The organism is Rhodococcus sp. NPDC056516, assembly GCF_042794655.1.
Lineage (GTDB): Bacteria > Actinomycetota > Actinomycetes > Mycobacteriales > Mycobacteriaceae > Rhodococcus_F.
In genome coordinates this window covers 499889-515426 of the sequence record NZ_JBHTTG010000005.1, presented here as the reverse complement: position 1 = coordinate 515426, position 15538 = coordinate 499889, and the positions used below count along the sequence as shown (strand labels likewise).

The following is a 15538-nucleotide window of genomic DNA, read 5'->3' as shown; positions in this document are numbered from 1 at the left end:
ACTCACTGTGCCCGCCGATCCGTTTCTCGATCGGCGGGCACAGTGCTGTTGTCGGTCGGAGTCCCCGCTGCGCGCTTGTGTAACGGGTGGGATTAGTGCGTTCGAACCCATATAGTCATGGTCGACTGTGATCGGCTCACCACAAGTCCGTGAGCCGTATCCGTGTGCTCCCAGGGGGGTGGTACGCGGTCAACGAAGTGGAAAGGCCCTCATGCGAAGCTCCATCGCACGTCGTGCCGCAGTGTTCGGTTCGGCCGCGCTGCTGCTCCTCGGACCGATTACCGCGGTCGCGAACGCAGAACCGAACGAATCCGGGGTATCCGATCAGGCAGCCCATCTGCCCGTCGAACTCGCCGAAGCTCTACAGCATGACTTGGCGCTGACGCCCGACCAGTTCGTCTCGCGTTCCGAGCTCGCGCAGAAGCTCGCCGAGTTCGCCGCCATCGCGCGCGTCCAGTTCCCCGACTCCTTTGCCGGTGTCTGGCTCGACGACCTCGGCAAGGGCGTCGTCGCTCTCGCTGACGGTCGAGACAAGGACGCCGCCCGCGAGGCCGCCGAGAAGGCCGGCTTCGAGGTCAAGGACGTCGCTCAGAGCGAGCAGGCTCTGCAGGGTCAGCTCTCGGCGCTCAACACGTGGCTCGATTCGCAGCCTGCCGAGGTCGCTGACCTCGTGCGTGGAATTGCCGTCGACGTAGTCGGCAACGGAGTCGCCCTCACGGCCGATCCTGCCGCCGGCATCGAATTGCCTGAATTCCTGAAGCGGACTGTTGTACACACCGCTGCTCCGCTGCTGGTTCCCCCGATCGTCGCGGACCTCATCCCCGCAACCGGGTCCGCCACCGGCGACGCCGCACTGGGCGGAGACGCCTTCGGCGCAACCTCCGGTAACACCGGGCTGCGTTGTTCGTTCGGCTTCAACGGCACCGACGGTTCAGGACGCACGGTCAACATCAGCGCCGGCCACTGTGATCCCAACCGCGCCGCCGCCGGCACCTCGAACTCCAGCCAGGTCTTCCCGATGGTGAACAACCAGACAGGACCCCGCGTCGGATACTTCGCCAAGAGCAGCTTCGACGGACGCGACTACTCGATCATCAACATCGACGACAACGCGAAGTACCGCTTCGAGAACAACAGCGTGCGGGTCCCGTTCAACCGCTCGGTCAACATCACCGGTACCGCCGATCCTGTTGTGGGCGCCCCGGTCTGCAAGGCAGGGTCGACCACCGGCTTCAGCTGTGGCGTCGTCACCGGCGTCAACCGCGTCGCCAAGGTTTTGGATCACACCCTCGACAACGGCTTCACCACCAACATCTGCGTCCTGCAGGGTGACAGCGGTGGCCCCATCGTCTCCGGAACGCTGGCAGTGGGCATCACGAGTGCCTCCAACGTCGCCACCTCGCCCCTGTGCGAGATCGCTCAGGCCGAGACATTGTTCGGACAGGAAGCACCGACGCAGTACGCGACGCCGATCAACGACATCCTCGCGGCCAATCCGGGCCTGAAGGTTCGCGACTACTGATCGCACACATTCCCTGAGGTAGCAAAACGGGCGCCACACCTTCTGAAGGTGTGGCGCCCGTTTCGGAGTCCGTGACGTTCTACTGGAAGAGAGTTGTTCCAGCCGGAGCGTTCAGGACCTTGATCAGGTCCATACCCGCGACAATGGCGGTTCCACCGCCGGCGAGGATGGTACCGGCGACTCCACCGATACCGGCGCCGGTGACCATGCCGGGCAGGCAGCCGATAACCAGGCCGGGCAGACCCACGATGCACCCGATGACTGCACCGACGATCGTGCCGGTGAGGCTGCCGATCTGCGTGGCAAGCCCGAGCTGTGACTGGAACTTCTCGATGGCCTTCTGATCCTCGTCAGGCGAAGCGACCGGGGTGAACTCGGCAGCGACCGGCTTCGGCTTGGAGCTGGCCGGATCCAGGTTCGGCTTGAGGGTGAGGGTCTTGCCGTCCTCACTGACGGTCTCGTCGAACGGGAACTGAACGTCGCCGAGGTTGAACGCGAGCGGCAGGCTCACGAGAGTTGCGCCCTGGCTGTTCTGCAGGTCGACGTGTGTTCCGTCACCCGAGACTCGGAATGCTCCGGCGTCGATGGTGGTGACGACAGCCTGGTCGACGACCTCGGCGGTGTACGAAACGTCGGGTGACGTCTCCGGAGCTGCGTAAGAAGTACCTGCAGCGATGCCCGTAGCGGCAATGGTCATCGCTGCGACGGCCGCAGCTTTACGAATGAACATTTTCAATCCTCCCCGGGATCGGGCAGGCGCAAGTCGATGACTCACACCACCCGTGTCCCCTGTGCGTGACGGGCGTAACGATAACAGCCGGTCGGTTGGCCTCACCTGCTCGGAACCCGAGTTAGGGCTGCCTGACAGATGGACACCTGATGGGCACCGCCTAACGTGACGACCAGACATGTCTGCGTCTGGCCAAGCCCGTCCGACGCAGAAGATTGATCTCTCCAGGCCACGAGCGGTTACCAGCCGGTACCTATAGGCTGGTAATGCTAGTTACTGGCGGGTAACATAACGCAGGTTAGTATCAGTGGGCTGTCCCGAGGTGGCCGACGCGTCGCCCTGAAACGAAAGGCCGCGACATGAATGCCCTGACGATTACGTTGGGCACGATTGGTGCACTGCTGAGCTTGGTGTGTTGGTACATCTTCCTCTCAGGTGCATTGAGGATGTTCAACACCGTGCGCATCGGCCAGTCGGCACCCGATCGATGGCGCCCGTTCTTCCCTCGCTTCAAGCAGATGATCATCGAGTTCATCGCGCACACGCGCATGAACAAGTTCCGCAGCGTCGGCTGGGCCCACTGGCTCGTCATGGTCGGCTTCCTCGGCGGATTCCTGCTGTGGTTCGAGGCTTACGGCCAGACGTTCAACCCCGAGTTCCACTGGCCCATCTTCGGTAACACGTGGGCGTGGCACCTGTGGGACGAGATCCTCGGCCTTGGCACCGTCATCGGTATCACCACGCTGATCGTGATCCGTCAGCTCAACCACCCGCGTCTGCCCGCGCGCCTGTCCCGTTTCGGCGGCTCCAACTTCAAGGCTGCCTACGTCATCGAAGGCATCGTCCTGCTCGAGGGCCTGGGCATGATCATGGTCAAGGCCGGCAAGATCGCGACCTACGGCCACGCCAACCCGTGGACCGACTTCTTCACCATGCAGGTCGCCAAACTGCTTCCCGCCAGCCCCGTCATGATCTCGGTGTTCGCGTTCGTCAAGCTGATGACCGGCATGATCTGGCTCGCGATCGTGGGCCGCAACATCACCTGGGGTGTCGCGTGGCACCGCTTCTCGGCGTTCTTCAACATCTACTTCAAGCGTGAGGACGACGGCACCGTCGCCCTCGGCGCCGCAAAGCCCATGATGTCCAAGGGCAAAGCCCTCACCATGGACAACGTCGATCCCGACACCGACACCCTCGGCGCCGGAAACATCGAAGACTTCTCCTGGAAGGGCTGGCTCGACTTCACCACCTGCACCGAGTGCGGGCGTTGCCAGTCCCAGTGCCCCGCGTGGAACACCGGAAAGCCGCTCTCCCCCAAGCTGCTCATCATGTCGCTTCGTGACCACGGCTATGCCAAGGCCCCGTATCTGTTGGCCGGTGGACGCAAGGACATGGGCGGCGACGAGATCGGTCTCGTCGACGCCGAAGGCAACGTCAAGGAAGGCGCCCTCGCCGCGATCCCGGAGGCCGCACGACTCGAGGCCGACCGCAAGCTCGTCGGTGAGACCGTCGAAGGTGAGATGGCCCCGGTCATCGACGCCGAAACCCTGTGGAGCTGCACCAACTGCGGCGCCTGCGTCGAGCAGTGCCCCGTCGACATCGAACACGTCGACCACATCATCGACATGCGCCGCTACCAGGTCCTCATCGAGTCGGAGTTCCCCTCCGAGCTCGCCGGCCTGTTCAAGAACCTCGAGAACAAGGGCAACCCCTGGGGTCAGAACTCCAAGGACCGTCTCAACTGGATAGGCGAGATGGACTTCGAGATCCCCGTCTTCGGCAAGGATGCCGACAGCTTCGAGGACTACGAGTACCTCTTCTGGGTCGGCTGCGCCGGTGCCTACGAAGACCGTGCCAAGAAGACCACCAAGGCCGTTGCCGAGCTACTCGCCACCGCGGGAGTGAAGTTCATGGTTCTCGGCGCCGACGAAACCTGCACCGGCGACTCCGCTCGTCGTGCCGGCAACGAGTTCTTGTTCCAGCAGCTCGCGATGCAGAACATCGAGATGCTCAACTCCGTCTTCGACGGTATCGAGAAAAAGAAGCGCAAGATCGTCGTCACCTGTGCGCACTGCTTCAACGCCCTCGGCAACGAGTACCCGGAGGTGGGCGGCGACTACGAGGTCGTGCACCACACCCAGCTGCTCAACCGTCTGGTGCGCCAGAAGAAGCTGATCCCCGTTGCATCCGTGAGCGAAGACGTCACCTATCACGACCCGTGCTTCCTCGGACGCCACAACAAGGTCTACGACGCTCCCCGTGAACTCATGGAAGCCTCGGGCGCCAAGCTCGTCGAAATGCCGCGTCACGGTGAACGTTCCATGTGCTGTGGTGCCGGTGGCGCCCGCATGTGGATGGAAGAGAACATCGGCAAGCGCATCAACGTCGACCGCGTCGACGAAGCGCTCTCCACCAACCCCAAGAAGATCGCCACGGGTTGCCCGTTCTGCCGCGTCATGCTCACCGACGGCGTCACTGCCCGCCAGGAGCAAGGCCAGGGCGAAGGCGTCGAGGTTGTCGATGTCGCACAGCTGATGCTCAACTCCGTCACCCGTCTCGAACCCGCCAAGCTCACCGAGAACATCAAGGTGATCCCGCGGGAGAAGGCACCGGTCGCTGCTGAGGCAAAGGCCGAAACCGTCGAGCAGGATCGGGTCGCCGAAGTCGAGGAAGCCGCCGCGACGCCGGAAGCCAAGGCCGCTCCCGCCGGCAAGGGCCTGGCCATGAAGGGCCTCGCCAAGGCACCCGGAGCGAAAGCTCCCGGCGCCAAGGCACCCGGCAAGGGACTCGGAATGGCGGGCGGGGCAAAGGCTCCCGGCGCCAAGAAGGCAGCTCCTGCCGAAGCCGACGCAGCTCCCTCTGCCGAAGCCGCAGCACCCGCCGCACCGGCGGCAAAGCCAAAGGGCCTCGGTCTTGCGGGCGGAGCCAAGGCTCCCGGCGGCAAGGGACTGCAGATGAAGGGCGCCGCCAAGGCACCCGGAGCCAAGGCCGCTGCCGCACCGGCAGCGGAAGCTCCCGCTGCTGAGGCTGCTGCACCCGAAGCTGCTGCGCCCGTCGCCAAGCCGAAGGGTCTGGGCCTGGCGTCCGGCGCCAAGGCTCCCGGCGGCAAGGGACTGCAGATGAAGGGCGGGGCCAAGGCTCCTGGAGCGAAGGCAGCCCCTGCTTCTGAAGCACCTGCTGCTGCTCCGGCAGAGGCTCCGGCCGCCGAGGCGGAAGCCCCGAAGGCTCCGCCTGCCGCCAAGGCCGGCGGACTCGGATTCAAGTCGGGCGCAAAGGCTCCCGGCGCTCGGAAGGCAGCTCCCGCTGCGGCCCCGGCGCCGGCTGCGGAGGCACCGGCGGTGAAGGCCGAACCCGTGAAGGCAGAAGCACCTGCCGAAGCACCTGCTGAGGCGTCCGCACCCGCGGAAGCTCCGGCACCTGCTGCCGCGCCGCCCGCCCCCAAGGCAGGCGGACTCGGATTCAAGGCCGGCGCAAAGGCTCCCGGTCGCAAGAAGTAGACGCACCACCCGCGAATGCCCTCACCGTCATGGTGGGGGCATTCGCGTTTGTATGGGAGCCCCTAGCCGACCGAGCACCCTTTCCCTCGACCCAACACACCGTGCAGCACACGGAAACCGGTGCTAGCCCTACGCAAGTGGTGCTCACTCCCCCGCCAACTCGAGGCCTGCGTGTCAATCAGCGACAAGCATCACCGCACCGCGCGCACGCCCGACACCCCTTTCCTGCTGCCGTCCGATGACGTAACGCCCCGGAGCGATGCCGGTCGCGCCGTGCTCCGGATGGATGAGGTACGCAGTCACCCGGGTGTCGACCACGCCGAGTGCAAGGCCCCGCGCATCTTTCACCGGCGTCGACCAGGTGCACTCACCTGCGTCCGCAACCAAGCTGTGAGGGTTCCCGCCCGCCGCACTTCGCAGCAGTTCCACTCCGGAGAGCGGAACGTTCACTGATCGAGTCCACGGCAGAGGCGCGACGATGTTTGCAAGCAGCGAGAACGGGATCACGATCAGATCGCCCTGTGCCTGAAGACCGTCGACCACAGGAATGGACACTTCCTTGTCGAGATAGTCGAAGACATCGAGGCCGGTGAGGGTGGTAAGAGCGGACAAGGTCATGTTCGAGCTCATAAGTATCACCAGGGGTTTGAGGTTGGGGTGCGTTTGACGTTCAGGTTCGGCGAACGAGGCGTGCATAGTCGGCACCGGTGATGCCGTAGGTCCATCCGGCGGCATCCATCGCGGACGTGAACCATCCCGGCACGTGAAGACCATATCGCCGTCGATGCCCATCGCGCTCGAGAGAGCCGTTGACCGCGAGCAGGATTCGTCCACTTCGGCCCCAGGCTTCCGGTGACGCGTAGAGCTGAAGCAGACAACCTGCATTGCCGGGATCGTCAGTTTCGTCGACCAGTGTCAGTCCGGCAATCTCGATGTAGGTATCCCAGCCGATGCGCTCGATCGCACATCGGCGGATCTCGACATTGCGCTCCTGCGCGATCCGGTCGGGGTTCGGGTCGAGCACCACCCAGTCGGGAACGATCGCCCCGTGCAGAACGAACGCGTTTGTGCCGTCGTCGAATTCGATTGCGGGGGAATCAGAATGGTGCAACCGCCGCGCTCCCTGCGCGCTGCCCGGAATCGGTTCGGCATGTAAGGCGGTGGGTCGTTCAGCCATGATGCACACATTGTCGAACGCCCACCACCACCCGGTCGAGTCAGCCAGCGCCGTTTGCACGTCGAGAAGCTCACGGTCTTCCGACTCGAATGTTGCAAGACCATATCGGCGGAACGTGTCGTAGTACGCGATTCGATGGGCTTCTTGCTGTCCGTACCAGGTCACCCTGCCTGCCACCGGGGTCAACATCGTTCGTATCGCAGCTGCGACGCCGTCGAACAGCGTGGTGTGCAACGATTCCCAAACGGACGCCCTGATCAGGCGCTCCCTCTGTCGGCGTTCTATCTGCCAGCCAGTTCTCCGACGTTCGATTCGCGTGTCCATGCGGCGGCGCGATGCAGCAAACATGCTCGCGATATACCCAGATGCGCAGTCGAGTCCGGCGCCGTCCAAGGACATCTTGGTCGACAGTCCTTCGGTGACGATCAGGTCCGAACCGGCACGGGGAGACGGAACCCAGACGAACTCCGGTTTCGGGAATCCGGACCGCCGATACAGTTGCGAGACAGAGAATTCTGCGGTGTTTCGATCAGCAGGACGAGTACACAATCCGCGTTCGAGCCAAACGTCGCGGATCTTTTCCAAGGCCAGACTGTCTTCATCGAAGAATTTGAAGTTCTCGGGCAATGTCGCTCGACGTGATGCCGACGAGCGAATCGGTGCGGCGCTCACGCGACGGTGGCGGTGTCCGCCTTTCCTGTAGTCATAGTTCTACAGCGTGGCACGCAAACGCTCCGAACGCAAGGAACACCCGAGCGCAACGTCGAGAACCGGCCACCGTTTCCGTCTACTCAACACCCCCTCCAACGGGATGAAACCAGTTCGCACTGTGGACAAGTGGTGCTCACTCGAACTTATCCACAACCTCCGGATCACCACTTCCCTCTCGTCGCCACGTGCACCAAGATCGATCGGCATGGGGGAACAGACACCTATCATCCGCAGGCCGGACCAACTTTCGATCGGTCGCACCGATGCCGAGATCCGGCAGGCCTGCGCCAGTGGAACCTGGGCCAGAATCCATCGTGGTGCGTACGTGGACAGCGGCCACCTGTCCCGCCTCGACGCGTACGGACGACATCGATTGCGGACCGAGGCCGTGGCCTGCGCCGCTTCAACCGGTGCCGCTGTCAGCCACATCTCGGCTGCGGTTCTGCACGGTTTCGAACTCTGGAACACTCCGCTCGAGGTCGTCCACCTGTCCCGGAACCGGCGAGGTGGTGGCCGAAAGTCCGCTCGACGTCACGTGCACTCGGCATCGCTGACGGACAACGAGATCACCGAGGTCGATGGTCTGCGCGTCACGACTCAGGCTCGCACAGTTGCCGATCTCGCCAGAGTGCTACCTTTCGAACAGGCTCTCGTGGTTGGCAATTCAGCACTGCACCGGTCGTCCTTGACGACGGAAGCGCTCACGGACTCGATTGTGCTCAGCCCGAACCACCCGCGACATCGACACGCGCTTCACGCCCTCGCTGCGATGGACTCCCGTATCGAAAGCGTCGGCGAATCACGCAGCCTCGCGCTGTTCATCCGCGAGCACTTGCCGCTCCCCGAGCCACAGGTCGAAATCCACGACGCTCGCGCGCTGGTCGGTCGCGTCGACTTCCTGTGGCGTGAACAGCGCACTGTCGGAGAGTTCGACGGTCGCATCAAGTACGGCCGACTGGTGCCCGCCGGTCGCAGCGCCGAGGACGTGCTCTGGAACGAGAAACTCCGCGAAGACCGGCTCCGTGACGCAGGTTGGCAGGTAGCGAGGTGGACCTGGTCCGACCTGTCGACTCCTTCGGTGGTGGCAGGTCGGATCACGGCGGCCTTCTCGCGCGGGCCGGTCAGGTACCAGCCGGCTCCCACAGCTCCAGTGCCGGAATGCCGGGTGGGGTGAATCCTAGTACCTGCCCGTAGAAGGACAACTCGGCGTTACGTGAGCTGATGATGGTCGACTGCTTGCGGAATCCGTGGGATTCACCCTCATATGCCAGGTACGCGTGCGGAATGCCCTTGGCCACCAGGGCATCTCGGAATCGCTCCGCCTGCGAGGGTGGCACGATCGGATCGTCGAGACCCTGGAGCAGCAACACCGGGCAGTTCAACCCGTCGACGTTGTTGAGCGGAGCACGTTCCGCATACAGATCGGCAGATTCCGGCAGCGGGCCGATCAAACCGTCGACGTAGCGCGATTCGAAATCGTGAGTTTCCTGCACGAACAGGTCCAGTTCGGCCACGCCGAAATAGGAAGCACCACAAGCGAACACGTCGGAGGTTGTCAGCGCGGCCAGAACGGTCCATCCACCGGCAGATCCGCCCTCGATGGCAAGGCGGGCCGGATCGGCAAGTCCCTGCTCGGCCAACCCGGTGACGGCGGTGACGACATCCTGCACGTCGACGACGCCCCACTGTCCACGCAGTCGGTTGCGATACTCCCGTCCGTAACCGGTCGACCCTCCGTAATTCACGTCGACGACGCCGATTCCGCGGCTGGTGAAGAAGGCGTAGACGAGGTTCAGTGCCGGTGCTACGTGCGCCGTCGGGCCACCGTGAACAAACGCGACGTACGGCGGCAGTTCACCGTTGAGACCTTTGTATCGCGGACTGCGCGGCGGATACGCGACGGCATGCACTTCTCGCCCCTGTCCGTGGGCGACGACGGCCCGCGCTTCCGGGAGATAGGCGGACTCGGGCAATTCTTCGACCGAAGAACGGATTTCTTCGAGTTCGCCGGTACCGAGGTTCAATTCACGTAGCGCACCCGCCAGCTTTGCTCCGCCCGAGGTGAGCAGCAGCCGGTCTCCACGGACCTGCATGAGGCCGATGCTGGTGACGCCAGGGATCGCGATGTCGCGCAGTTCTCCCGACGCCGGGTCGAGTACCGCCAGTGTGTCGGTTCCCACGGTGCGTGCGGTGAGAAGGTGTCCGTTGTCGAGTTCGACGAACCAGCGCGCGCCGAATCGCCATTGCGGCCCACCGAAATCCGCATCCGTCGGGCAGATCGGGGTGATCTCGGCGCCGACGCGATAGATGTTCCACCAGCCGCTGCGATCACTGATTGCGTAGAGCTCGTCGTCGGTGATCCACTCCGGTTGCAGGACAGACTCTTCGGATCCACCGACCAGCACGGAATACGCTTGCGCGACGCCGTCGACGAGTGGAGCGACCCGTAGTTCGGTACCGTCCCAGGGCATTTGGGGATGATCCCACGCGATCCAGGCGATCTTGGTTCCGCTCGGCGAAAGCCTCGGTGAGGAGAGGAAATCGGAGCCGCCGACGATCGAGCGAATCTCACCGGAGCCGTCCAGCGGAATCGCACAGATGTCGCGAGTGATCGTCCCGTCGACAGCGTGCGCTTCCCTAACCGCCCACACCTCGCCGTTCACGATCTGCAGGTCCGCGTACCGCAGCGCGGCCGGCGACGCCGGCTCTGGCGTCAGAGCCCGCGGAGTGAGGCCGTCGAGGACGTACACACGTTGATCGGAGAATTCACTGAAGACCAGTTTCCCGGACTCCGTGACGGTCCAGGCGCCACCGCCGTACTCATGAACCCTGGTCCGCGCATTCCATGGCGCAGGGAGAATGTCGACGGGTTGGTTGTCGAGACCAGACCGACGAATCGACGTCCGACCGCTCTCGGTCGGCCGGAGTTCGGCCCACCAGATCTCGTCGCCGACATATCGTCCGCCCTCGACTGGGTGCCCGCCTGCAGCGAGATCAGCTGCTGTGATCGGCGAAGTCCACGATCCGTACGGGGCTGCAATCTGCTCGCTCGGGGTCATCGCTCGACAATAGCCAACGGGTCGTGCGAGACGGTCCCCGACAATGCACTTGCACAGTCCCCGACAATGCACTTGCACAGTGGTGGGATCATGTAACTCGTGAGCACACCAGAACCCGCCCGCCATCGTCAGCCGCAGCGCGAGCTGGAGCAGTCGTCGAAGCTCCAGAACGTCCTGTACGAAATCCGTGGACCGGTGCACGCGCATGCCGCCCGGTTGGAGGCGGAAGGGCACCGGATCCTCAAGCTCAACATCGGCAACCCGGCACCGTTCGGATTCGATGCTCCCGATGTGATCATGCGGGACATGATTGCTGCTCTGCCCTATGCGCAGGGCTATTCGGAATCCAAGGGCATTCTGTCGGCGCGGCGCGCGATCGTGACGCGATACGAGCTGGTTCCCGGCTTCCCCGAGCTCGACGTCGACGACATCTACCTCGGCAACGGTGTATCCGAGCTGATCACGATGACGATGCAAGCTCTCCTCAACAACGGCGACGAGGTGCTGATCCCAGCGCCCGACTACCCGTTGTGGACGGCGATGACGAGCTTGTCCGGCGGCACACCCGTCCATTACCTCTGCGACGAGGCCAACGACTGGAATCCCGATATCGCCGATATCGAATCCAAGATCACCGACAAGACCAAGGCTCTCCTCGTCATCAACCCGAACAATCCCACGGGTGCGGTCTACTCGATGGAGGTTCTGCAGCAGTTGGTCGATCTGGCGCGCAAGCATCAGCTTCTGCTGCTCGCCGACGAGATCTACGACAAGATCCTCTACGACGACGCAAAGCACATCTCACTGGCGACGCTTGCCCCTGATCTGCTGTGCCTGACGTTCAACGGCCTCTCGAAGGCCTACCGTGTCGCGGGCTACCGCTCCGGCTGGGTTGCGATCACCGGACCGAAGGATCATGCGGCCGGCTTCCTCGAGGGGCTCGACCTCCTGGCGTCGACGCGGCTGTGCCCCAATGTTCCCGGACAGCACGCCATTCAGGTCGCTCTCGGCGGACACCAAAGCATCGAGGACCTGATCCTGCCCGGCGGCCGCCTGCTCGAACAGCGCGACGTCGCCTGGGAGCGGCTGAACATGATTCCTGGTGTCTCGTGCGTGAAACCTCGCGGCGCGCTCTACGCGTTCCCTCGTCTGGATCCGAACGTTTACGAGATCCACGACGACGAGAAGTTGGTTCAGGACCTGCTTCTCCAGGAGAAGATCCTGATGGTTCAGGGCACCGGATTCAATTGGCCGAACCACGATCACCTTCGGATCGTGACGCTCCCATGGGCCCGAGATCTTGCCGTGGCCATCGAACGATTCGGCAACTTCCTCACCAGTTACAAGCAGTAGATTCTCCGGCCGAATCCGGGCGAAATCGAGTAAACAATTCGTTGTACAAATGCCCCGTAAACGTAAAACGGCGGGGCATTTGTGCGACCTTGGTCACATATTTCGCAAACCACGCGGTTTGATTGACACTTTAACTAATTAGTGACCTGCCCTGATGTGAAAACGGTCCAACCGGTACGTGATTCGTTGTGAAATTGGTAGTTGGACAACGCGCCAAATCGGTTTGAAATTGGGTACATTAGTTATCAGCACTTCGGTGCCGCGAGCACCTGGTATCCCTCCCCCCCCTGTGGATACCAGGTTGGTGGCGGGGACAACCCCCCCTGTTCCCCGCCACCCAGCTCGACCAATCCCAGTTTTCACTTTTCGGTACTTCTCTCCCGGTTATTGCCTGTGCCAACACTGCCGTCGATCAAAACTGCCGTCGATCAAAACTGCCGTCGATCGACACTATCCACAGAAGCTGATCATTCGCTTCGGAGCCGATAACATTGCACCGGTGCAAATCCCCAGTCCGACACTCCGTTTCCGATGAGTCACGGCCACGGCCACGGCGGACCCATTCAGATCGGGCCCACCGCATCCCGCGTCGTCATCGGCTTGCTCGTCGTCATCGGTATGGTCGTCGTCGCAGCAGCAATCGCGCTGTGGCCGGACAAGAACACCATTCCCGTCCCGCTCCCGTTTCAGAACGCCGACGGCAGCTCGGTGGAAACCGAAGCGGGCACTGTCACGATGCAGGACCTCGGCGACTGCGGAAGCTCCTCCGCTGGAAGGGTATTCGTCGGCGCACCGCAACCGCCACCCACCTCTGCCTATCAATGTCAGCGAAGTATCGTCGATATCGAATCCGGGCCTAATGCCGGAACGAAGACATTGCTCGAGGTCATTCCAGGTGCCGGTCAGCCGGACCTTCGCGTGGGTGACCACATTCGACTCGTGCGTCAGACGGACCCGAACGGCAATACGCAGTACTCCTTCGAGGACTATTCGCGTGGACTCCCGCTGGCGCTGATCGTCATCGCGTTTGCCGTCGTCATCATCGCCGTTGCGCGGTGGCGCGGACTGCGCGCACTTGTCGGCCTGGTGATCGCCTTCGGCGTTGTCGTCGGATTTCTCCTCCCCGCCTTACTGGACGGCAAGCCTGCAATACCCGTTGCACTGGTCGCCGGGGCGGTGATCTTGTACGCGGTTCTCTATCTGGCGCATGGCGTCTCGTTGAAAACCAGTTCGGCATTGCTGGGTACCCTCGCCGCGATGGTGCTCGCTGCCGTTCTCTCCTACCTCTGTATCGAACTGACTCATCTCACCGGCTTGTCCGAAGAGCAGAACACCAATGTTCAGACGTACATCGAGCACATAGACATCACCGGCCTGCTGTTGGCGGGATTCATCATCGGCTCACTGGGCGTCCTCAACGACGTCACCATCACCCAGGCATCCTCGGCGTTCGAGTTGGCCGAACTCGACAAGCATGCGTCCCGCCGAAAAGTCTTCAGCGGTGCGATGCGGGTCGGACGCGATCACATCGCCAGCACGGTCTACACCTTGGTTCTCGCGTACGCGGGCGGGGCTCTGCCGTTGCTGCTGCTCTTCAGTGTCAGCGGGCGCCCGCTTCAGGACGTTTTGGTCGGTGACGCCGTCGCGATCGAAATCGTACGGTCCGCGGTCGGCGGAATAGCTCTGGCTCTTTCGGTTCCGCTCACCACTGCCATCGCCGTGATTCTCGCGCGGCCACCCGGTAGTGCGGTCCAGGCCGGTTCGACTTCAGGTGGACGCCACTCCAAACGCTGAGGGCCGGCCTCAGAGTCCAGGAATCGGAGGAAGGACCGGCAACAGAATCGGCGGCAGTCCGGGAATGTAGATCGCGGGCGGCGGAGGCGCAGGTGCTGGCGCCGGCGGCACGTAGGTGTCCTGCACAACCGGCGGTGCCTCGACGACGGGTGGGGCTTCCTCGGTCGTAGTCGGAGGCGGCGTCGTTGTGGTCGGCGCCGGCGGAGTGGTCGTGGTCGTCGGGGCCGTCGTAGTCACCTCGGTTGCCACAGGTCCGGCTTGTTCGGAGTCTCCGAAGACCTTTCCGCCGTAGCCCAACCCCAGTCCGACGATGACGACTGCCGCGATCACACCGGCGCCGAGGCCGGCAAAACGCAGTGGATTCCTAAGCTCGGTGGATGTGGTTTCCACAGTCTGTGTTCCGGCGAGCCACGACGGGTGTGCGGTCCCTGCTCCGACTCCCTTGTCTTCGCGCACTGCCGAGTACGCCTGGGCGTCAACCATCACGGCCACGGTATCGGCGTCCTGCTCGGCCCCGAACCCGTCCGTGACCGGTTCACTGTCAGTGACGACAAAATCTGCACTTTGGTCGAATCGTTGCTCGTGTCGGTTCGGTCGTGGCTGCGGCAGTTCCGCAGCGTACGGACTCGACCTCTGTTCCTGCGGAACAGACTTCACCTCGGCAGCAACCTCCGGCGCAGCTTTCGGTCGCTCTGATTCGGGGAGCGTCGCGACTCCTCCATGACTGAACGCCTGTACCGGGACGGGCACCTCCGCCGGTGTGTGAATCGGATAAGGCGCGAAGATCGGCGCCACCGCCGGGACCTGAACCGGCGCGGCGACCGGGCGTGACGACGGCGTCACGGACAACTCCGCGATCAGCGCAGCACCTTGTGCGGTCACCAGTTCAGGCTGCTCGGGCGCGATGACGGGGCAATCGAGCCACGCCGCGAGAGTCGCCCGCACGATCGGGACGCGCGCGCCGCCGCCGATGAGGACAATCGCGTCCGGGTTGCGGCCGGACGTAGCGATGACCTCGCGTATTTCTCGCGCAAATGCCTCCACCGACGTGATGACCAGGGAATCGAAGACTTCCCGCGACAGCAAGAGAAGCCCACCAGGGCCGGGCAGGCACACGGCGCTCCGTGTGGACAGCTGTTCCTTGGCAAGTCGGCATCGCGCCTGCAGTTCGGAGTCGCCGCCCGGGTCGGCCGGCGTCGCAATTCGGCGACGCACCGTTTGGTCGGAGTAGACGAGGTCGTCGAAGTGGTCTCCACTGACCCGAGTCGACCGAGCGGTCACGACGGTAGACCTCGTATGCCTGTCCACAACGCTGATCGTCGATCCCGAACTACCCATGTCGACGACGACAAGCGTGTTCTGGTCGGTCAGCGCACCGGGTTCCTCGAGCATCCGGAGCGTCGCCGAAACTTCGGGAACCAACTCGAAGTTGTCGACACCTTTCTGTTCGAACGCGGTCTGGAGTGCACCGGCTTGCGCTTGATCCCGGTAGACGACGACCGTATGACTGCTGAGTTCGGCATTCTCGGACAACGCCACTCGGGTCGCTTCTGCAGCGATGTCCTCCGGGACGTCCCGCCCCCGCTCAACCGATCTCGATCGAAACACCGGACCGCTGTGGTCAGGCGTCCCCGGTCGCGCCAAACGCACAGCGCTGGCTCCCACCGTCACGCCCAAAACCAAGTTCATGATCCA

At 63.3% G+C, this 15538-nt stretch carries 10 protein-coding genes; 5 read left to right on the top strand and 5 right to left on the bottom strand.

Features of this window, described 5'->3' with window-relative positions; translation table 11 throughout:
* Positions 1 to 211: 211 nt before the first annotated feature.
* Positions 212 to 1522 carry a S1 family peptidase gene (locus tag ACFQ6Y_RS18255; protein ID WP_158170301.1) on the top strand — a complete coding sequence of 437 codons (1311 nt, stop codon included), beginning with the start codon at positions 212 to 214 and terminating at the stop codon, positions 1520 to 1522.
* 79 nt (positions 1523 to 1601) lie between these two features.
* Here ACFQ6Y_RS18255 and ACFQ6Y_RS18250 read toward each other — a convergent pair whose 3' ends face one another.
* The gene (locus ACFQ6Y_RS18250; protein WP_050655717.1) at positions 1602 to 2252 is read right to left on the bottom strand and encodes a glycine zipper family protein; all 651 of its coding nucleotides are present in this window, start codon (positions 2250 to 2252) and stop codon (positions 1602 to 1604) included.
* Between the two features lie 359 nt (positions 2253 to 2611).
* On the opposite strand from ACFQ6Y_RS18250, the gene ACFQ6Y_RS18245 reads away from it, so the two are divergent.
* Positions 2612 to 5749: a (Fe-S)-binding protein gene (locus ACFQ6Y_RS18245; RefSeq protein WP_378635513.1), complete on the top strand. Its 3138-nt coding sequence runs from the start codon at positions 2612 to 2614 to the stop codon at positions 5747 to 5749.
* A 174-nt stretch (positions 5750 to 5923) separates the two neighbouring features.
* Here the strand turns inward: ACFQ6Y_RS18245 and ACFQ6Y_RS18240 are convergent, their stop codons facing one another.
* The gene (locus ACFQ6Y_RS18240) at positions 5924 to 6379 is read right to left on the bottom strand and encodes a hypothetical protein (RefSeq protein WP_378635508.1); all 456 of its coding nucleotides are present in this window, start codon (positions 6377 to 6379) and stop codon (positions 5924 to 5926) included.
* Positions 6380 to 6419: 40 nt separating this feature from the next.
* Positions 6420 to 7598, bottom strand: a complete 1179-nt coding sequence (locus ACFQ6Y_RS18235) for a DUF6745 domain-containing protein (protein ID WP_378635505.1) — start codon at positions 7596 to 7598, stop codon at positions 6420 to 6422.
* Positions 7599 to 7842: 244 nt separating this feature from the next.
* Between ACFQ6Y_RS18235 and ACFQ6Y_RS18230 the strand changes: the two genes are divergently transcribed.
* Entirely contained in the window at positions 7843 to 8811 is a 969-nt protein-coding gene (locus ACFQ6Y_RS18230; RefSeq protein WP_378635502.1) for a hypothetical protein, read from the top strand.
* Here the strand turns inward: ACFQ6Y_RS18230 and ACFQ6Y_RS18225 are convergent.
* A complete protein-coding gene (locus ACFQ6Y_RS18225) occupies positions 8759 to 10696 on the bottom strand; it encodes a prolyl oligopeptidase family serine peptidase (RefSeq protein ID WP_378635499.1) in 1938 nt (645 codons plus the stop codon). The genes ACFQ6Y_RS18230 and ACFQ6Y_RS18225 overlap by 53 nt on opposite strands.
* 99 nt (positions 10697 to 10795) lie before the next feature.
* Here ACFQ6Y_RS18225 and ACFQ6Y_RS18220 point away from each other — a divergent pair, with 99 nt between their 5' ends.
* Positions 10796 to 12049 (top strand): pyridoxal phosphate-dependent aminotransferase, encoded by a 1254-nt coding sequence (locus ACFQ6Y_RS18220; RefSeq protein ID WP_378535989.1) that lies wholly within the window; start codon positions 10796 to 10798, stop codon positions 12047 to 12049.
* Positions 12050 to 12580: 531 nt separating this feature from the next.
* Complete coding sequence (locus ACFQ6Y_RS18215; RefSeq protein WP_378548396.1) at positions 12581 to 13843, top strand: YibE/F family protein; 1263 nt, start codon at positions 12581 to 12583, stop codon at positions 13841 to 13843.
* Between the two features lie 9 nt (positions 13844 to 13852).
* On the opposite strand, the gene ACFQ6Y_RS18210 is transcribed toward ACFQ6Y_RS18215, so the two are convergent.
* Positions 13853 to 15532: an Hsp70 family protein gene (locus ACFQ6Y_RS18210; protein ID WP_378635496.1), complete on the bottom strand. Its 1680-nt coding sequence runs from the start codon at positions 15530 to 15532 to the stop codon at positions 13853 to 13855.
* Positions 15533 to 15538 lie beyond the last annotated feature (6 nt).